This window comes from Pseudoxanthomonas taiwanensis (assembly GCF_010093135.1).
Taxonomy (GTDB): Bacteria; Pseudomonadota; Gammaproteobacteria; order Xanthomonadales; family Xanthomonadaceae; genus Pseudoxanthomonas; species Pseudoxanthomonas taiwanensis.
Genome location: NZ_PDWK01000001.1, coordinates 45493 through 63806, shown reverse-complemented (window position 1 = coordinate 63806; position 18314 = coordinate 45493). Strand labels below are relative to the sequence as shown.

Below are 18314 nucleotides of genomic sequence, written 5' to 3'. Positions count from 1 at the left end.
GGGCGACTGTACGCCCGCGTCCGGGCAGGCCGGCACTGCCGGAGGTCATGCATGCACAATGGGCGGCAGGTCCTGGGGAGGGAGCGCGATGCTGGTCGAATTCCACGGCGCGGCGGGCGAGGTCACCGGTTCCATGCACCTGGTCGAGGCGGCCGGCCGGCGCCTGCTGCTGGACTGCGGGCTGCTGCAGGGCCGGCGCGAGCTGGAGGCGCGCAACGCAGGGGCCTTCCCGTTCGACCCGGCCGGCGTGGACGGGCTGGTCCTCAGCCACGCCCACATCGACCACGTGGGGCGGGTGCCGCTGCTGGTCAAGCGCGGCTTCCGCGGCCCCATCTGGCTGCAGCGGGCCACGGCCGACCTGCTGCCGGTGATGCTGCTGGACGCGGCCTCGCTGGCCGAGGCCGATGCCGAGCGCGCCAACCGCCGGCGCGAGGACGACGAGCCGCCGCAGGCGCCGCTGTTCACCCGCGAGGACGTGGCCCGGGTGTTGCCGCTGCTGCGGCCGCTGGACTACGGCGCACGCACGCCGATCCTGCCTGGGGTGGAGCTGGCCCTGCGCGACGCCGGGCACATCCTCGGCTCGTCCATCGTCGAGCTGTGGGCCGACGGCCGCAAGCTGGTGTTCTCCGGCGACCTGGGGCCGAAGGGCACGCCGATCCTGCGCGATCCGGAAGCCGTCGCCGAGGCCGATCTGGTGCTGATGGAGTCCACCTACGGCGACCGCCGCCACCGCGACCGCGCCGCCACCGTGCGCGAGCTCGGCGCGGTGTTCGCCCAGGCCTGGGCGGAGGGCGGCAGCGTGCTGATCCCGGCCTTCGCCGTGGGCCGCAGCCAGGAGCTGCTGTACTGGTTCGCGCGCTACTGGGACGAGTGGGGGCTGGCGCGCTGGCGCATCTTCCTGGACAGCCCGATGGCCGGAAGGGTGGTGGAGGTGTACGAGCGCCACCAGGAACTGTTCGACGAGCAGGCGCGGGCGGTGTGGCGGCGCCGGCCCTCGCCGTTCCGCCTGCCCAACCTGCGCCTGACCGACAGCAGTGACGAGTCGCGCGCGATCAACGTGCTGCACAACGGCGTGATCGTGATCGCCGGTTCGGGCATGGCCAACGGCGGCCGCATCCTGCACCACCTCCGCCACCGCATCGAGCGCGACGACACCCACGTGGTGATCGTCGGCTACCAGGCCGAAGGCACACTGGGGCGCAAGCTGGTGGAACGGGTGCCGTGGGTGCGCATCCACGGCCAGGAGTACCGGGTGCGGGCGCAGGTGCACACCATCGGCGGGCTGTCCGCGCACACCGACCAGGCGGGCCTGCTGGAGTGGTACGGGCAGTTCCGCGGCACGCCGCCGCTGGCCCTGGTCCACGGCGAGGATCCGGCCCGCGAGGCGCTGGCCGCCGAGCTCCGCCGCCGGCACGGCGTCCAGGCCACGCTGGCGCGGCCGGGGATGCGCTTGGCGGTATAGCCCGCTGCCCGCGGCCGGCGCTTGCGGTAACGTGCCGGCGTGGTACCCACGGCGGAGGACGGATGGCACGGTCCGGTTCACGAACGCAGGACGTGGTGCTGGTCGGCGGTGGCCACAACGGCCTGGTGTGCGCCTTCTACCTGGCGCGCGCCGGGCTGGAGGTGACCGTGCTCGAGCGCCGTCAGATGGTCGGCGGCGCGGCGGTGACCGAGGAGTTCTTCCCGGGCTTCCGCAACTCGGTGGCCTCCTACACCGTCTCCCTGCTGCAGCGGAAGGTGATCGAGGACCTGGACCTGCACGGCCACGGCCTGCGCATCGTGCGGCGCCCGCGCGACAACTTCCTGCCGCTGCCGGACGGTGGCTACCTGCTCACCGGCGCGGGCAGGACCCGGGCGGAGGTGGCGAAGTTCTCGCGGCGCGACGCCGCGGCGCTGCCGCTGTACTCGGCGCGGCTGGAGGCGATCGCCGACGTGCTGCGCGCCCTGGCCCTGCAGCCGCCACCCAACGTCACCGACGGCGGCTGGTGGCAGGCCCTGCCGGAGCTGCTGCGCGCCGCCCGGCTGGGGCGCGGTCTGCACGCGCTGGAGCCGGCGCTGCGCCAGGACCTGCTGGACCTGTTCACCGTGTCGGCGGCCGAATACCTGGACCGGTGGTTCGAGAGCGCCCCGATCAAGGCCCTGTTCGGCTTCGACGGCGTAGTGGGCAACTACGCCAGCCCGTACCACCCCGGCACCGGCTACGTGCTGTTGCACCACGTGTTCGGCGAGGCCAACGGGGTCAAGGGCGCCTGGGGCCACGCCATCGGCGGCATGGGCGCGATCACCCGGGCCATGGCGCGCGCGGCGCAGGCCGCCGGCGTCACCGTGCTCATCGGGGCCGGTGTGCGCGAGGTGCTGGTGGAGGGCGGTCGCGTGGTGGGCGTGGCCACCGAGGACGGCCGTACGCTGCGTGCCCGCGCGGTGGTGGCCAACGTCAATCCCAAGCTGCTGTACGAGCAGCTGCTGCCGGCCGGGGCGGTGCCCGAGCCGGTGCGCGAGCGCATGCGCCACTGGCGCTGCGGCTCCGGCACCTTCCGCATGAACGTGGCGCTGTCGCGGCTGCCGGATTTCACCGCGCTGCCGGGCGCGGGCGAGCACCTCGCCGCCGGCATCATCCTGGCCCCCAGCCTGGACTACATGGACCGGGCCTGGCGGGACGCGCGGGAGCACGGCTGGTCGCGCGAGCCGATCGTGGAGATGCTGATCCCCTCGACCCTGGACGACTCGCTGGCGCCACCGGGCCGGCACGTGGCCAGCCTGTTCTGCCAGCACGTGGCCCCGCAGCTGCCCGATGGGCGCAGCTGGGACGACCACCGCGAGGAGGTGGCCGACCTGATGATCGCCACGGTGGACCGCTACGCGCCGGGCTTCGCGGCCTCGGTGCTGGGCCGGCAGGTGCTCTCGCCGCTGGACCTGGAGCGCGAGTTCGGCCTGGTCGGTGGCGACATCTTCCACGGCGCGCTGAGCCTGAACCAGCTGTTCTCGGCGCGGCCCATGCTGGGTCAGGCCGGCTACCGCGGCGCCATTCCGGGGCTGTACCTGTGCGGTTCCGGCACCCATCCCGGCGGCGGCGTCACCGGCGCGCCGGGACACAACGCCGCGCGGGTGGTGACCGCCGACCTGCGTCGGGGCCGCCGCGGCGCCCGCACGCCCGCGTGAGGCGGAGGCGAAAGAACCGGCCCCGTGCGTGGCGGGGCCGGTCCGGGGTCATTGCACCAGGGTGACCCTTCGGCGGTTGTCGCCGGAGGAGCGGTCGATGAGCTTGTTGTACGGGTCGATGCCGGCCTCGTACGGCAGCTCGTCCACCACCAGCTCCAGCGTGGTCTCCGCCTGGGTGATGCGGTGCTTGGCCAGGTACAGGACCTTCTCGTCGGCCTCGCCGCCGCCCGGCGGGCGGGCGAACACGCCGATGTCCACCAGCACGTCCACTGGCTCCTGGGTCTCCTTGCCCTTGCCGTCGGTGGAGACCTTCTCCGCGTGCACCTGGAGCGTCACCACGTACTTGCCGTCCTCGCGCTTGCGCGCTTCGGCCCGCGTGGTGCGGTGGTTCCAGAACACGATCCGCTCGAACAGGTCGCGGATGAACGGATGGTGCCGGGGCTCGGTGCGTGCGTACAGCAGGTCGAGGAAGTCGCGTGTGGTCGGGTAGGGCGGGCCCTTGAACGCCCACTGCTGCAGGAACTCGGCCAGGATGGCGTTCAGACGCTCCTCGCCGATGGCGTCGCGCAGCGCGTAGAACACCACCGAACCCTTGCGGTAATGGATGTACTGCTGGTTCTCGTTCAGGGCCAGCGGCAGCTCCTGCACCCGCTCGGTGGCGCGGTTGGTCAGGTACTGGTCCAGCTCGTACTTGAGGAAGCGGCGCATCTGCCGCGGGCCGTACTCCCGCTCCATCACCATCAGCGCCGAGTACTGCGCCAGCGACTCGGCCAGCATGGTTGCACCCTGCACGTTGGCCGGGAGTACCTGGTGCGCCCACCACTGGTGCGCGGCCTCGTGCGCGGTGACGTAGAACACGTAGTCGATGTCGTCCTCGTCGCGGAGGTCGGCGATGAAGCCGATCGACTCCGAGTACGGGATGGTGCCGGCGAAGGCCTGGGCGAACGACTGGTAGCCCGGGAACTCCAGGATGCGGAACTGGCGGAACTGGTACGGCGAGAAGTTGCGGGTGAAGTAGTCCAGCGACTTCTTCGTCGCCTCGACCATCCGCGGCACGTTCCAGGCGTGGGCGGGGTGGTGGTAGACCTCGATGGCCACGTCGTTCCAGCGGTCGCGCACCACCTTCCAGTCGGCCGACAGCCACGAGAAGAACGGCAGCACGCGCGCCTCGGACCTGTAGTGGTAGCAGCGGCGGCCGTTCTCCTCCCAGGTGCGCTGCAGGTAGCCCGGCGCCAGCGCGATCTGCCCCGACGAGGTCGAGACCACGGTCTCGAACTCCACCCAGTCGGCGGCGGCATCCAGGACGTTCGCGTTGCGGCCGGCCGGGTCGTCGATCGGGTTCATCCGCGGCAGTTCCGGCAGGCCGTGCTTGCGGCGCTTGTTGCGGTCCTGTAGCTGCCGGCCTTCGTCGTAGCCGAACTGCGGCAGCACGGCGTGGTTGTTGAAGAACGAGCCGTTGTACACCACCCGGGTGCCGCCGCCGTCCACCGGGAATCCCTCCGGGCGCACGGACAGCTCGAAGGCGAAGTCCATGGACGCGCCGGGGGTCAGCGGCTCGGCCAGGCGGTAGATGGTATAGCCGTGCACCTCGTCGGCGCTGGCCACGGTGTGCGGGCCGAACTCCAGCCGGCGTACCTGGTGGCGCGGATCCACCCGCACGTGCAGCTCGTCCACCGGCGCGCCGGTGCGGTTCTCCAGGCGGTAGCGGCCGCGGATTTCCAGCCGGCGCTCCTCCGGGAAGATGTCCACGTCCGCGCGGATCGAGGCGATGCGCGGCTGCGCCAGGTCCTTGTAGCGGCGGTACTTCTTCTCGTAGTCGGCCGCGCGTTCCTCGGCCAGGTCGCCCGGCACGTACTCGTTGAGCACGTTGGTGTTGTAGAAGATCCAGCCGCCCAGGCCGGCGAAGGCCAGCAGGGAGACGGCCAGCGTGGCCGCCGCCGGCGCACGCAGGCGGGCCCGGGCCTGGCGCAGGCGGTCGCGCCAGGCCAGCGAGGTGCCACGCGGCCAGAACAGCGCCGCCACCACCAGCAGGGCCAGTGCCAGCGCCGCCCAGTAAGCGTTCACGGTCAGGTACGGCGCCAGGAAGTGGCCGTAGCCGTTCATGTCCGAGTACGGCAGCGGCGTCGCCGAGGCGTAGGCATACAGGACGTGGTCGAAGTGCAGCATGGACTGGGCCGCGTCCGCGACCAGGTACACGATCATCAGCAGGTAGCCGACGAACTTGTTGCCGGTCACGACCTGCAGGAACAGGGCCAGCGCCGCCAGCAGCACGAACGGGATCGCCGCCAGGGCGATGCCCTTCAGGTACAGGCCCGGTTCGATGGCGGTGAAGCCATGGCCCAGCTGCCAGAGCACGGTGAACAGGGCGCCGGCCACGAACATGGCCAGCACCAGGCCCACCAGTGCGGTCATCTTCGAGGCCAGCGGCACCCAGTCGGGCAGGGCGATGGCGTCGGTGGCCTCGGCCACGCGGCCGGCGCGCTCGCGCCAGACCAGCTCGCCGGCGTAGAAGGTCACCACGACCACCAGGAACACGCCCATGGCGTTGTTGATGGTCTGCAGCATCTGCCGGGTCACCGGATAGACGTCGGTGCCGAACAGGCTGGAGCCGAACTGCAGCGCGGTGAAGATCACCAGCAGGCCCAGGACCAGCATCACCAGGAACGGTGCGCCCAGCAGCGCGGCGCGCAGGTCGAACAGGGCCAGGCGCAGGTACTGGGTCCAGCGCGCGGCGGGGCCCTCGCGCACCTGTACGNTGGGCAGGCGCAGCGTGGCGGCGGCCGCCGGGGCGGCGGCGGGGGCGGCCGCTCCGGCGTCGGCCTTGCGCCGGCGCAGCACCAGACCCTCGCGGTCGGTGCGGAACAGGCGGAAGGCCAGCACCAGCAGCAGCACCGCCATGCCCAGCCAGAGCAGGCGGTTGCCCAGCAGCAGGCCGCCCAGCTCCGGCAGCTGGCTGTTGTACTGGGCGGCGGACCAGTAACGGATGTGCTCGGAGAAGGCGTTGCCGCCGGACGGGTCGACCAGGGCGCCGATCCAGCGGCTGTCCAGGTCGGATACCAGCGAGTCGGACGCCGTCCACAGCACGAGGAAGGCGATCGCGCCGATGTAGGTGTGCAGCATCGAGCGCGTGGCCACCGCCAGCAGGAACTGCAGCGCCGACAGGAACAGCAAGTTGGGGACCACAAGCACCGCGAACGACCAGGCGAAGGCCGCCCAGGGCGTCGGTCCAAGCCGCTCCTGGTCCAGCCACGGCATCAGGCTGCCCAGCCACAGGCCGGCGGCGGCCAGCATGATGGCCAGGCTGGCCAGGAAGCCGCCGCCGAAGCGGCCCAGCAGGTAGTCGCGCCTGCGCAGTGGCGTGGAGAAGAACAGCTCGCCGGTGCGCTGCTCGAAGTCACGCAGGGCGATGCCCGCCACGAAGATGGTGGACAGCAGCACGCTCAGCACGCTGAAGCCGCCCAGCAGCGCGATCACCACCGCGGGCGCGTTGCGCAGGATGTTGCCGACGCCGCCGCCGAAGCTGACGTTCTCCGAGGCCATCGCGGTGAAGCCGATCAGCCCGAACACCGCCAGCACGATCCAGAACACGCCGTTGCGCAGCAGCAGCCGGCCCTCGAAGGCAAGGATGTGGCGCAGCATGGCTCAGGCCGCCTTCGCAGGGGTGGAAGCCAGGGCCGCCCTGCGCAGCTCGCCGAAGTACACGTCCTCCAGGCTGGCCGGCACCGCGTCGAAGCCCTCGCCCGGGTTGGCGTCGGCCAGGACGTGGACCACCGGCTTGCCGGCGACCAGGCGGGTGGACAGCACGGCGTGCTCGTGGACCAGCCGGTCCAGCTCCTCCTTCTCCACGCGCTTGCGCCAGACGCGGCCCTCGAGCGAGCGGATCGCCTCGCGCGGCTCGCCGGCCAGGCGCACCTGGCCGGCGGCGATGATGGCCATCCGCGGACACAGGTCGGTCACGTCCTCGACGATGTGGGTGGACAGGATCACCACGGTGTTCTCGCCGATTTCGGCCAGCAGGTTGAGGAAGCGGTTGCGCTCCTCAGGGTCGAGGCCGGCGGTGGGCTCGTCCACGATGATCAGCGAGGGCTGGCCGATCAGCGCCTGGGCGATGCCGAAGCGCTGGCGCATGCCGCCGGAGAAGGTGCCGAGCTTGCGCTTGCGCACGTTCCACAGGTTGACCTGCTGCAGCAGCGCCTGCACCAGCTCGCGGCGCTCGCCGCGGGCGGTGATGCCCTTGAGCACCGCCAGGTGGTCGAGCATGGCCTCGGCCGAGACCTTCGGGTAGACACCGAAGTCCTGCGGCAGGTAGCCCAGGCGCTTGCGCGCCTGCTCCTTGTGGGCCAGCACGTCCAGGCCGTCGAGGGTGATGCTGCCGGAATCGGGATCCTGCAGCGTGGCGATGGTCCGCATCAGCGTGGACTTGCCGGCGCCGTTGGGGCCGAGCAGGCCGAACATGCCGCGCGGGATGTCGAGCGAAACGTCCTTGAGCGCCTGCACGCCGTTGGCGTAGGTCTTGGACAGCGAACGGATCTGGAGTATCCGTCATCCTCCTTGGAAGCCGGGAAAGGGTGGGGCGTACGTGTCGGCGGCACCATCGGCGGAAGGCGCGGCCGATGGTCCGGAAATTCCCAGGGTCAGGGCGCGCCGAACAGGCGGCCGATGGCCAGCGCCAGCGGGTAGGGCTCCGGGTCGTTGCGGTTGGTCAGCACGACCACGGTCAGCCGCTGCCGCGGCCAGCGCACGATCACGTTGCGGAAGCCGATGGTCTCGCCGCTGTGCCAGACGCTGTCGCCGTTCAGGCGCCAGCCGAAGCCGTAGTGCGGCACGTCCGGCTCGTCCGTGGCGGTGGCCGGGGAGAACATCAGCGCCAGCGACTCCGGGCGCAGCAGGCGGTCGTCGTACAGCGCCGCGTCCCAGCGCGCCAGGTCGTCGAGGTTGGAGTAGATGCCGCCGTCGCCCAGCACCGCGCTGGTCGGGCTCTGGTCGGTGCGCACCCAGACCCCGTCCACCAGGCTGTAGCCCCAGGCGCGGTGCGCGACCACGTCCACGCCCTCGCGGTGGGCGACGGTGCCGGCCATGCCCAGCGGCCGGAAGATGCGCCGGCGCAGGAAGGTGGCGAAGTCCAGCCCGGAGGCGCGTTCGACCACCAGCGCCAGCAGGGCGTAGCCGCTGTTGCTGTAGCGGTAGGCGGAGCCGGGCGGGAAGCAGGTGCGGTCCTGGCCTTCGAGCAGGCGCAGCACGTCGGCGTCGTGCACCTGCCGGTCCTGGCCCTCCGGCATCACGTCCTCGTAGTCCACCAGGCCGGAGGTGTGGCTGAGCAGGTGGCGCAGGGTCACCGCGTCGGCGGCCGGCGGCAGCGAGGGCAGCCAGCGCCTGACCGGATCGTCCAGGGACAGGCGGCCGTCCTCGGCCAGCAGCAGCACCGCGGCGGCGGTGAACTGCTTCGTCACCGAGGCCAGCCGGTAGTTGGTGTGCGGGCCGGCCGGGATGCCGGCCTCCAGGTCGGCCAGGCCCCAGCCGCGCCGCACCAGCGGCTGGCCGTCGCGCAGCACCAGCACCGAGGCGCCAGGCACCTGGCCCCGGTAATCGCGCATGAGCGCTTCCAGCCGTTCCATGGCGGTGTCCGGCGCGGGCGCGCCGGCGAGCATCAGCAGGGGCAGCAGTCGCAGCATCGGTAGCCTCCGGGCCGTCGTTGCCGGCAACTTAGCCCGGCGCGGCGGCCGCGGCGATGTGCCGGAAGATGGGGTCAGGCCGCGGCGGCCTGCTCGCGCAGCTGGCGCGCCCGCTCCGGGCCGAGGTAGGCCTGGATGCCGCGCCGCATCAGGTACAGCAGCGGGATCAGCGCGACCGCGCAGGCCATCTTGTACGCGTAGTTGAGCGTGCTCACCGCCAGGAACAGCGAGGTGGGCCACTTCTGCGGGCCGAGCACGAAGGCGATCCAGATCACCACGAAGCTGTCCACCAGCTGTGAGACCGCGGTCGAGCCGGTGGCGCGCAGCCATACGTGGCGCTCGCCGGTGGCGCGGCGGATGCGGTGGAACACCGACACGTCGATCAGCTGCCCGACCAGGAACGCGGTCAGCGAGCCGGCGATGGTCCACAGGCCCTGGCCGAACACCGCGGCGAACGCGGCCTGGTAGTCGGGCACACCCTGCGCCTGCGCGGCCTCGCGCCACCAGCCGGCCGGCGCCAGCTCGATGGCGGCGAAGGCGAACAGGAAGCCGTAGCCGATCAGGCCGGCGGCCAGCCAGGAGATGAAGCGCACGCCGCGGCGGCCGAAGAACTCGTTGATCGTGTCGGTCATGACGAACACGATCGGCCACAGCAGGGTGCCGGCGGTGAAGCTCAGCGAGCCGCTCTGGCCGAACAGGTTCCACTCCAGCGGTGCCAAGCCGAGGGTGTCCTCCAGGGCGAAGATCTTGACCCCGATGAACTCGGCCAGCGCCGCGTTGACGCAGAAGAACGCGGCCAGGGCGATGAACAGCCTGACCGCGCGGTCGTCCAGCGTGCGCGGGGCCGGCGCGCTTACCGGCGCTCACCCGCCCGGGTGAAGGGCATGCTGTCCGGCGCCACCGCGCCGCCGGAGATGATGAAGGCCATGGCCTGGTCCACGGTCCAGTCGGTGGGCGTGAGCTGCTCCACCGGCACCACCTCCAGGTAGCCCGAGGTCGGGTTGGGCGTGGTGGGCACGTACACCGCCGCCAGCTCGCGGCCGGTGCCTTCCTCGCGCAGCACCCGGGTGACCAGGCCGATGGACTTCATGTCCCGGTGCGGGAAGTCGATCAGGACCACGCGCTGGGTGCTGCCGGGCTTGGTCTGCAGGATGTCCAGCAGCTTGCGCGCGCTGGTGTAGATCACGTTGGCCAGCGGCACCCGCGCGATCAGCGCCTCCAGCCAGTGCAGCAGGCGCTGGCCGATCACCCGGCGCGCCAGCACGCCCACGCCCAGGATCACCAGCAGGGTGGCGAGCATGGCGATGGTGTTCTGCACCCACAGGGCGTTGATCCAGCCCAGCGCGTCCGGGAACGAACCGGCGATGCGCTGCGACACCGGCACCACCCACGGGCTGCTGATCCCGGACAGCAGCACGAACACGAACTTGATCACCACCCAGGTCAGCCACAGCGGCAACAGGGTCAGCAGTCCGGTGAGGAACAGGCGTTGCAGCGAGGCGCGCTGCGGCGCGGCGGGGGCGGGCGACATGGGCTGGATTGTAGCCTTCCGCCTTGCTAGCTTGCCGGCCCGCGGGAAGGCCAAGGGAGGTCGGAATGGGGCGTCGCCTCGAGCGGCTGGCCGGCGGGCTGGCGCTGCTGGTGCTGGCCGCCGCCGGGCTGTACGCACTGGCGCGGGCGCTGGGGCCGGCGCCGGAGGAGCGCCGGGCGCTGGCCCTGCTGGAGGCCCCCGTGCCGCCGCCGCAGGGACGCGACGGTTTCGCCGCCCTCTACACCGGCCGCCACGACGTGCCCGAATCGCGCCAGGTGCCGCTGCTGGCCGAGGACCTGCGCCGCTACGCCGCGGCCGGTGCGGATGCCTCCGGGATGCCGCGCTGGCGCAGCGCCCTTGACGAGTGGCCGCTGCTGGAGGACGCGCGCGAGGGCGATCCGCCCTGGTGCGCGCCGCAGGCGGCGGACTGCCTGGAGCGGGGGCGCGCCCGCCCCGCCGCCTACGCGGACCTGCTGGAACGCAACCCCGGCCTGCTCCGGCGGGCAGAGGCCCTGCGCGGCTACGACCACTTCCGCAACCCGTTCCCGCCGCGCCTGGACCTGCCGTTGCCCGGCTTCCAGGGCCTGGCCCGGCTGGCCACCCGCACCGCATGGCGCTTCGCCGCCGGCCAGGTGGACCTGGCCCTGGCCGACGCCTGCGCCGACCTGGCACTGGGGCGGCGGCTGCTTGAGGGGGGCGACTCCCTGGCCGGCAGTGTCATGGGCGGCACGCTGGTGGAGAGCAACGCCACCCTGCTGGCGCAGATGCTGGCCGAACTGCCGGCCGACCATCCGCTGCCGGCGGCCTGCGCGCGCGCCGTGGCCCTGCCGCTGGCGCTGGAGGAGGGCGTGTGCCGGGCGATGCTGGCCGAGGGACGGATGGTGCTCGGCACCCTGCGCGCGGCCACGGCCGAGCACGGCGGGGTGGGGAGCGGGCCGGCGGGATGGGCCGGGCGCCTGCTGTTCGACCCCGGGCTGACCGCCGCCCGGATCGCCCCGCGCTTTGCCTGGTACTGCGGCGCGCAGGCGCGCGCCAGGCTGGCCCGGGACCTGCCGCTGGACGGCCCGCCGCCGCCGCCGCGCCGACCGCTGCGCTGCCTGGCCAACCTGGTCGGCTGCCGGGCGGCGGACGTGGCCGTGCCGGCCCATGCCGGATACGCCCGGCGCCTGCAGGACGCCGCCGCCCAGCTGCGCGCCGTGGCCGCGCTGCTCTGGTTGCGGGGGCAGGGGACGGTGGAACCGGTCCTCCTCGAGCGCCTGCCGGCAGCCATGCGCAGCCCGGCGCGCCCGCTGCGCCTGGATCCACGGGCCGGCACACTCGGCACCGCCCGCTACTGGCAGCGGCGCCCGGAGGCGGCCGACAGCTGGACGGTGCCGCTGCCGGCCAGCCGGCTTCAGCCGGCCGCGCCCCGAGGGCGGCGGTCGGGCTTGCGCCGCCCGTAGACCTGCTTGTGCACCCGGGCCACCACCTGGCCTTCGGCGTCCACCACGTCGTTCTCGAACCAGTGCAGGTACTTGTCGCCGCCGGCGGTGGCCTGGCGGATCTGCGCCAGCACCGCGTCGCCGATGCGGAACTCGGTAGACACGTGGCTGCGGCCCGGGCGCAGGAACTCGATCCGCCCCTCCCGGTCCCAGACGTAGTAATCCCGGCCCAGGCAGTGCATGAGCAGCAGCATCCAGAACGGGTCGGTCATGGCGAACAGGTTGCCGCCGAAGTGGGTGCCCACGTAGTTGCGGTTCCACGGGCGCAGGCGCAGCTCGACGCGCGCGTAGCGCCAATCCGGGGCGATCTCCGCCACGTGCACGCCGGAGAACAGGAACGGCGGCCACAGGTTCATGCCAAGGCGCAGGGTGGACGGCTTCATCGGGATGGTGCGGGGTGGGGCGGGGGACCAGTCAGGTTACCATACGCACTGGTACGGCTGCTTCCGGCCAGGCCGGGCCGGGGTCCGCTGGGCTAGACTGTCACCCTTTACCGGCCGGTGACGGCCGCCATACGGAAAACGACATCCGCCAATGAGCTGGCTCAGCAAACTGATGCCCTCCGGCATCCGCACCGAGGCCGCCGGTGGGCGCAAGCGCAGCATCCCCGAGGGCCTGTGGGAGAAGTGCGACCGCTGCGGCGCGGTGCTGTACCGCCCGGAGCTGGAGGAGAACCTGGAAGTCTGCCCGAAGTGCGCCTTCCACCGGCCGATCCGCGCCCGCGCGCGGCTGGCCGCCCTGTTCGACCCCGGCTCGACCCGGGAGATCGCGCCGAACCTGGCGCCGACCGACGTGCTGAAGTTCCGCGACCAGAAGCGCTACGCGGACCGCATCAAGGCCACCCAGAAGGCCACCGGCGAGTTCGATGCCCTGGTGGCGATGGAGGGGCAGCTCAAGGGCCGGCCGCTGGTGGCCAGCGCCTTCGACTTCGCCTACATGGGCGGCTCGATGGGCTCGGTGGTGGGCGAGAAGTTCGCCCTGGCCGCGGAGCGGGCGCTGGAGCTGCGCGCCCCGTTCGTCAACTTCTCGGCCAGCGGCGGCGCGCGCATGCAGGAGAGCCTGTTCTCGCTGATGCAGATGGCCAAGACCTCGGCGGCACTGGGCCGCCTGCGCGCGGCCGGCATCCCCTACATCTCGGTGCTGACCCACCCGACCACCGGCGGCGTCTCGGCCAGCCTGGCCATGCTCGGCGACATCAACATCGCCGAGCCGGGGGCGCAGATCGGCTTCGCCGGCCCCCGCGTGATCGAGCAGACCGTGCGCGAGAAGCTGCCCGAGGGCTTCCAGCGCTCGGAGTTCCTGCTCGAGCACGGGGCCATCGACCAGATCTGCGACCGCCGCGAGCTGCGCGACCGCCTGGCCACGCTGTTGGCCCTGCTGACCCGCCAGCCGCGTCCGCAGGAAGCCGCATGAGCGGGACACGGCGCTACTTCGGCACCGACGGCATCCGCGGCCGGGTCGGGCAGGGGCCGGTCTCGGCCGACTTCGTGCTGCGCCTGGGCAACGCCCTGGGCCGGGTCCTGGCACGCGGCCGCAGTGGCCGCCGCTCGGTGGTGATCGGCAAGGACACCCGCATCTCCGGCTACATGTTCGAGGCCGCGCTGGAGGCGGGCCTGGTGGCCGCCGGCGTGGACGTGCAGCTGCTGGGGCCGATGCCGACCCCGGCGGTGGCGTTCCTGACCCGCACCCTGGGCGCGGACGCCGGCATCGTCATCAGCGCCTCGCACAACCCGCACCACGACAACGGCATCAAGTTCTTCTCGGCCGAGGGCGAGAAGCTGGACGACGCCACCGAGCTGGCGATCGAGGCCGCGCTGGACGAGCCGTTCGCCACCGTCGAGTCCGAGAACCTGGGCAAGGCCACCCGCGCGCGCGACGCGGTCGGCCGCTACATCGAGTTCTGCAAGGCCTCGGTGCCGCGCGGCTTCGACCTGCGCGGGATGAAGCTGGTGGTGGACTGCGCGCACGGCGCCACCTACCACATCGCTCCGCTGCTGTTCCGCGAGCTGGGCGCGCACGTGGTGGCCATCGGCAACGCCCCCGACGGGCTGAACATCAACGACGGCGTCGGCTCCATGCACGTGGAGAACCTGGCCGCGCACGTGCGCCAGGCCGGCGCGGACCTGGGCATCGCCTTCGACGGCGACGGCGACCGCGTACTGATGGCCGACGACCGCGGCCAGGTGGTGGACGGCGATGGCCTGCTGTACGTGCTGGCCCGCGACTGGCAGGCCAGCGGCCGCCTGCACGGCCCGGTGGTCGGCACGCTGATGACCAACTACGGGCTGGAGCGCGCCCTGGCCGAGGCCGGCATCGCCTTCCAGCGGGCCAAGGTCGGTGACCGCCACGTCCACCAGGCCCTGGTCGAGGGCGGCGGCGTGCTTGGCGGCGAGGCCTCCGGCCACCTGCTGTGCCTGGACCGCGCCACCACCGGCGACGGCATCATCAGCGCCCTGCAGGTGCTGGATGTGCTGCGCCGGTCCGGGCGCAGCCTGCGCCAGGCCCTGGACGGGCTGGCCACGGTGCCGCAGAAGACCGTCAACGTGCGCCTGGACGGCGTCCCGGCCAGGGCCGTGGTCGAGTCGGATGGCGTGCGCCGGGCCCTGCAGGCCGCCCAGGCCGCGGTGCAGGGCAGGGGCCGCGCCTTCCTGCGCCCGTCCGGCACCGAGCCGGTGGTGCGGGTCACGGTCGAGGCCGACGACCAGGCGCTGATGCAGGCCACCCTGGAGCGCCTGGCCGAGGCCGTGCGCTCGGCCGCCGCGGGCTGAGTGCCGCGGCGGCGCGTTTTCTCCCGGCCGCCGCGGTGCCGGCGCCGGTTCCCCACTGGAGCATTCCCATGAGTTCCCGCATTCCCACCCTCGACATCACCCGCTACGACAGCGACCGCGACGCCTTCGTCGCCGAGCTGGGCGCGGCCTACCGCGAATGGGGTTTCGCCGGCATCTGCAACCACGGCATCCCGCAGGAGCTGGTCGACAACGCCTACGCCGCCTTCCAGAAGTTCTTCGCCCTCCCCGAGGAGGTGAAGATGAAGTACCACATCCCCGGCGGCGGCGGCGCGCGCGGCTACACCCCCTTCGGCGTGGAGACCGCCAAGGGCAGCCAGCACTACGACCTGAAGGAGTTCTGGCACATCGGCCGCGAGATCCCGGACGACTCCAGGTACCGCCCGGTGATGCCGCCGAACGTGTGGCCGGAGGAAGTGCCGGAGTTCAAGGAGTACGGCCTGGCGCTGTACAACGCCCTGGACAACCTGGGCTCGCGCGTGCTGGCCGCGCTGGCGCTGCACATCGGCCTGCCGGAGGACTTCTTCGCCGACAAGACCAACTTCGGCAACTCGATCCTGCGCCCGATCCACTACCCGCCGATCACCCAGCCGGACATCCCCAACGTCCGCGCCGGCGCGCACGGCGACATCAACTTCATCACCCTGCTGGTCGGCGCCAGCGCCGCCGGCCTGGAGGTGCTGTCGAAGAAGGGCGAGTGGGTACCCTTCACCTCCGAGGGCGACACCATCGTGGTCAACATCGGCGACATGCTCGAGCGCCTGACCAACCACGTGTACCCGTCCACCATCCACCGCGTGGTCAACCCGCCGGGGGAGGAGGCGCGCAAGCCGCGCTACTCGGTGCCGTTCTTCCTGCACCCGAACCCGGATTTCCTGATCAAGACGCTGCCGTCCTGCGTGACCCCGGACAACCCGGACCACTATCCGGAGCCGATCACCGCGCAGGAGTTCCTCGAGCAGCGCCTGCGCGAGATCAAGCTGAAGTAGGCGGCGCCGGGCGGCTGTCCTGCGCTGTCAGCGCGCAGGACGGCCGCGCCGCGGGTATCCTTCCGCGCCACGTTTCCCAGGGAAAGAACACGCATGCGCCGCAAGATCGTCGCCGGCAACTGGAAGCTGCACGGCACCCGCGAATTCGCCCGCCAGCTGGTCGGCCAGGTGGCCGCCGCCGCCCCGGTGGAGGGTGTGGAGCTGGTGGTCCTGCCGCCGTTCCCGTACATTGAGGGGCTGGTCCGGGAGTTCTCCGGCAGTGCCGTGGCCTTCGGTGCGCAGGACGTGAGCTGCCACGACAAGGGCGCCTACACCGGCGAGGTCGCCGCGGCCATGCTGGCGGACGTGGGCGCCCGTTACGTCCTGGTCGGCCATTCGGAGCGGCGCGCCTACCACGGCGAAGGCAGCGAGCTGGTGGCCCGCAAGTTCCAGGCGGCGCTGGCCGCCGGCCTCACCCCGGTGCTGTGCCTGGGCGAGCGTCTGGAGGAGCGCGAGGCCGGTCGCACCGAGGCGGTGATCGCCGCCCAGCTGCAGCCGGTGCTGGATCTGGTGGGCGTGGCCGGCTTCGCCGGCGCGGTGGTGGCCTACGAGCCGGTCTGGGCCATCGGCACCGGCCGCACCGCCACCCCGGAGCAGGCCCAGGCGGTCCATGCCTTCATCCGTGGCCAGATCGCCGCGCACGATGCTACAATCGCCGATTCGCTGCCCATCCTGTACGGCGGCAGCGTCAAGCCCGACAACTGCGCGGCCCTGTGCGCGCAGCCGGACGTGGACGGCGGGCTGATCGGCGGTGCCTCGCTGGTGGCTGCCGATTTCCTGGACATTGCCCGCGGCGTGGCGGCGGGCCGGTAAGTCGAGACAAGACGATGCTGATGGTGATCCTCAACGTGGTGTACGTGCTGGTGGCGGTGGCCATGATCGCGCTGATCCTGCTGCAGCGCGGCGCCGGCGCGGCCGCCGGCTCGGGCTTCGGCGCCGGTGCCTCGGGCACGGTGTTCGGCGCGCGCGGCGCGTCCAACTTCCTGTCCAAGACCACCAAGTGGCTGGCCGTGGTGTTCTTCGGCATCAGCATGTTCATGGCCTGGTACGCCACCCACAATGCCCGCCCGGCCGCCGGCCCGGACCTGGGCGTGATGGGCGAGGCGGCGGTCCCCGCGGTGCCGGCCGCCGCGCCGGGCGAGCTGGCGGTGCCGCCGCCGGCTGTCGCCGCCCCGTCCGAGGTGCCGGCCGCGCAGCCGGCCCAGGCGCAGGGCGAGGCGGCGGTTCCCGCCCCGCAGCAGGAGGGGGAGGCTCCTCCTCCGGCGCAGTAAGGCGGTACAATACGGCGCCGGCCGAAACCGGCAGGTTCCATGCCCAGGTGGCGGAATTGGTAGACGCACTACCTTGAGGTGGTAGCGACGAGAGTCGTAGGGGTTCGAGTCCCCTCTTGGGCACCAAACACAGCGCGGGTGGCGCAGGGGTTCCGGCGCCGCCCGGTGGAAGCCGCAAACGGACCCGAGGCCCGCTCCGGCGGGCCTTTTTTCATGGTTGTGTTGAAGGTTTCCGGCGGCCGCGGCGGGACGTGATAGCGTTTACTCGCGTGCGTGCGAACGGCTACAATTCCGCAGCTGTGCACAATCGCAGCGGATACGGCGCCAAGGCCCGTATTCATGCGGGCGCGGCGCATGCACGCGGCCCCTCCGCGGCATGAAGTACAAAGGGCGTGGGCGGAAGTCCTCCGCGCACGCGAACCCAGGCCCGGCACGCCGGGCAGAGGCAAGAGAGAACCACACGTGCTGGCCCAATACCTGCCGACCCTGTTGTTCCTGATCGTGGCCACCGGGATCGGCGTCGCGCTGATCATCGTCGGCCGCGTGCTCGGCCCGCGGCGCCCGGACGCGGAGAAGCTGTCGCCGTACGAATGCGGCTTCGAGGCGTTCGAGGACGCGCGCATGAAGTTCGACGTGCGCTACTACCTGATCGCCATCCAGTTCATCGTCTTCGACCTGGAAATCATCTTCATCGTGCCGTGGACCCTCGTGTTCCAGGAGCTGGGGCCGCGCGCGCTGGTCACCATGGCCCTGTTCGTCGGCATGCTGTTCCTGGGCTTCGTTTACGTGTGGAAGAAGGGAGCGCTCGAATGGGAGTGATCCAGACGCTGGACCGGCTGATGAACAACCCGATCCCGGAAGGGCGGGTGGACGACATCCTGCGGCCGGAAGGCGAAAACCCGCTCCTGGAGAAGGGTTACGTGACCACCAGCGTGGACGCGCTGGTCAACTGGGCGCGCACCGGCTCCATGTGGCCGATGACCTTCGGCCTGGCCTGCTGCGCCGTGGAGATGATGCACGCCGGCGCCGCGCGCCTGGACCTGGACCGCTACGGCGTCGTGTTCCGTCCGTCGCCGCGCCAGGCCGACGTGATGATCGTGGCCGGCACCCTGGTCAACAAGATGGCCCCGGCGCTGCGCAAGGTCTACGACCAGATGCCCGATCCCAAGTGGGTGATCTCCATGGGCAGCTGCGCCAACGGCGGCGGCTACTACCACTATTCCTACTCGGTGGTGCGCGGTTGCGACCGGATCGTGCCGGTCGACATCTACGTGCCGGGCTGCCCGCCCACGGCCGAGGCGCTGGTCTACGGCATCCTGCAGCTGCAGAAGAAGATCTGGCGCACGCAGACCGTGGCCAAGAAGCCCAACACCATCGCCCGCTGAC

General features: G+C 71.9%; 16 protein-coding genes and 1 tRNA gene. 11 read left to right on the top strand and 6 right to left on the bottom strand.

Annotation, left to right across the window (positions count from 1 at the left end):
* Positions 1-88: 88 nt before the first annotated feature.
* Complete coding sequence (locus CR938_RS00365; protein ID WP_162123088.1) at positions 89-1462, top strand: MBL fold metallo-hydrolase RNA specificity domain-containing protein; 1374 nt, start codon at positions 89-91, stop codon at positions 1460-1462.
* A gap of 62 nt (positions 1463-1524) precedes the next feature.
* A complete protein-coding gene (locus CR938_RS00360; protein ID WP_162123087.1) occupies positions 1525-3159 on the top strand; it encodes a phytoene desaturase family protein in 1635 nt (544 codons plus the stop codon).
* Between the two features lie 48 nt (positions 3160-3207).
* On the opposite strand, the gene CR938_RS14885 is transcribed toward CR938_RS00360, so the two are convergent.
* The 5 genes from CR938_RS14885 to CR938_RS00335 all read right to left on the bottom strand — a co-directional run bounded on the left by CR938_RS14885 (position 3208) and on the right by CR938_RS00335 (position 10362).
* Entirely contained in the window at positions 3208-4206 is a 999-nt protein-coding gene (locus CR938_RS14885; protein ID WP_425502386.1) for a M1 family aminopeptidase, read from the bottom strand.
* Between the two features lie 2595 nt (positions 4207-6801).
* Entirely contained in the window at positions 6802-7698 is an 897-nt protein-coding gene (locus CR938_RS00350) for an ABC transporter ATP-binding protein (protein WP_162123140.1), read from the bottom strand.
* 95 nt (positions 7699-7793) lie between these two features.
* Positions 7794-8831: a serine hydrolase domain-containing protein gene (locus tag CR938_RS00345; protein ID WP_162123085.1), complete on the bottom strand. Its 1038-nt coding sequence runs from the start codon at positions 8829-8831 to the stop codon at positions 7794-7796.
* 74 nt (positions 8832-8905) lie between these two features.
* A complete protein-coding gene (locus CR938_RS00340) occupies positions 8906-9664 on the bottom strand; it encodes a queuosine precursor transporter (RefSeq protein WP_162123139.1) in 759 nt (252 codons plus the stop codon).
* Between the two features lie 20 nt (positions 9665-9684).
* A complete protein-coding gene (locus CR938_RS00335) occupies positions 9685-10362 on the bottom strand; it encodes a DUF502 domain-containing protein (RefSeq protein ID WP_162123084.1) in 678 nt (225 codons plus the stop codon).
* Between the two features lie 65 nt (positions 10363-10427).
* Between CR938_RS00335 and CR938_RS00330 the strand changes: the two genes are divergently transcribed.
* Positions 10428-11804, top strand: a complete 1377-nt coding sequence (locus CR938_RS00330) for a hypothetical protein (RefSeq protein ID WP_162123083.1) — start codon at positions 10428-10430, stop codon at positions 11802-11804.
* On the opposite strand, the gene CR938_RS00325 is transcribed toward CR938_RS00330, so the two are convergent.
* The gene (locus CR938_RS00325) at positions 11756-12226 is read right to left on the bottom strand and encodes a DUF4442 domain-containing protein (RefSeq protein WP_162123082.1); all 471 of its coding nucleotides are present in this window, start codon (positions 12224-12226) and stop codon (positions 11756-11758) included. The genes CR938_RS00330 and CR938_RS00325 overlap by 49 nt on opposite strands.
* Positions 12227-12377: 151 nt before the next feature.
* On the opposite strand from CR938_RS00325, the gene accD reads away from it, so the two are divergent.
* From accD to CR938_RS00285, 8 genes are all read left to right on the top strand, one after another.
* Entirely contained in the window at positions 12378-13256 is an 879-nt protein-coding gene (gene accD, locus CR938_RS00320; RefSeq protein WP_162123081.1) for an acetyl-CoA carboxylase, carboxyltransferase subunit beta, read from the top strand.
* Positions 13253-14611: a phosphoglucosamine mutase gene (glmM, locus tag CR938_RS00315; protein ID WP_162123080.1), complete on the top strand. Its 1359-nt coding sequence runs from the start codon at positions 13253-13255 to the stop codon at positions 14609-14611. Before accD ends, glmM begins: the two co-directional genes overlap by 4 nt.
* A 68-nt stretch (positions 14612-14679) precedes the next feature.
* The gene (locus tag CR938_RS00310; protein WP_162123079.1) at positions 14680-15618 is read left to right on the top strand and encodes an isopenicillin N synthase family dioxygenase; all 939 of its coding nucleotides are present in this window, start codon (positions 14680-14682) and stop codon (positions 15616-15618) included.
* Positions 15619-15711: 93 nt separating this feature from the next.
* The gene (tpiA, locus tag CR938_RS00305; protein ID WP_162123078.1) at positions 15712-16470 is read left to right on the top strand and encodes a triose-phosphate isomerase; all 759 of its coding nucleotides are present in this window, start codon (positions 15712-15714) and stop codon (positions 16468-16470) included.
* A gap of 14 nt (positions 16471-16484) precedes the next feature.
* Positions 16485-16928 (top strand): preprotein translocase subunit SecG, encoded by a 444-nt coding sequence (gene secG, locus CR938_RS00300; RefSeq protein ID WP_162123077.1) that lies wholly within the window; start codon positions 16485-16487, stop codon positions 16926-16928.
* 41 nt (positions 16929-16969) lie between these two features.
* Positions 16970-17054, top strand: a tRNA-Leu gene (locus CR938_RS00295).
* Positions 17055-17390: 336 nt separating this feature from the next.
* Positions 17391-17747 carry an NADH-quinone oxidoreductase subunit A gene (locus CR938_RS00290; RefSeq protein ID WP_162123076.1) on the top strand — a complete coding sequence of 119 codons (357 nt, stop codon included), beginning with the start codon at positions 17391-17393 and terminating at the stop codon, positions 17745-17747.
* Positions 17738-18313 (top strand): NuoB/complex I 20 kDa subunit family protein, encoded by a 576-nt coding sequence (locus CR938_RS00285; RefSeq protein ID WP_162123075.1) that lies wholly within the window; start codon positions 17738-17740, stop codon positions 18311-18313. Before CR938_RS00290 ends, CR938_RS00285 begins: the two co-directional genes overlap by 10 nt.
* Position 18314: the final 1 nt, after the last annotated feature.

Excerpts from the sequence above, each read along its gene's own strand:
- CR938_RS00365 (WP_162123088.1), top strand. The coding sequence starts at position 89 with ATGCTGGTCGAATTCCACGGCGCGGCGGGCGAGGTCACCGGTTCCATG.
- CR938_RS00360 (WP_162123087.1), top strand. The coding sequence starts at position 1,525 with ATGGCACGGTCCGGTTCACGAACGCAGGACGTGGTGCTGGTCGGCGGT.
- CR938_RS14885 (WP_425502386.1), bottom strand. The coding sequence starts at position 4,206 with ATGGTCGAGGCGACGAAGAAGTCGCTGGACTACTTCACCCGCAACTTC.
- CR938_RS00345 (WP_162123085.1), bottom strand. The coding sequence starts at position 8,831 with ATGCTGCGACTGCTGCCCCTGCTGATGCTCGCCGGCGCGCCCGCGCCG.
- CR938_RS00335 (WP_162123084.1), bottom strand. The coding sequence starts at position 10,362 with ATGTCGCCCGCCCCCGCCGCGCCGCAGCGCGCCTCGCTGCAACGCCTG.
- CR938_RS00330 (WP_162123083.1), top strand. The coding sequence starts at position 10,428 with ATGGGGCGTCGCCTCGAGCGGCTGGCCGGCGGGCTGGCGCTGCTGGTG.
- CR938_RS00325 (WP_162123082.1), bottom strand. The coding sequence starts at position 12,226 with ATGAAGCCGTCCACCCTGCGCCTTGGCATGAACCTGTGGCCGCCGTTC.
- accD (WP_162123081.1), top strand. The coding sequence starts at position 12,378 with ATGAGCTGGCTCAGCAAACTGATGCCCTCCGGCATCCGCACCGAGGCC.
- glmM (WP_162123080.1), top strand. The coding sequence starts at position 13,253 with ATGAGCGGGACACGGCGCTACTTCGGCACCGACGGCATCCGCGGCCGG.
- CR938_RS00310 (WP_162123079.1), top strand. The coding sequence starts at position 14,680 with ATGAGTTCCCGCATTCCCACCCTCGACATCACCCGCTACGACAGCGAC.
- tpiA (WP_162123078.1), top strand. The coding sequence starts at position 15,712 with ATGCGCCGCAAGATCGTCGCCGGCAACTGGAAGCTGCACGGCACCCGC.
- secG (WP_162123077.1), top strand. The coding sequence starts at position 16,485 with ATGCTGATGGTGATCCTCAACGTGGTGTACGTGCTGGTGGCGGTGGCC.
- CR938_RS00285 (WP_162123075.1), top strand. The coding sequence starts at position 17,738 with ATGGGAGTGATCCAGACGCTGGACCGGCTGATGAACAACCCGATCCCG.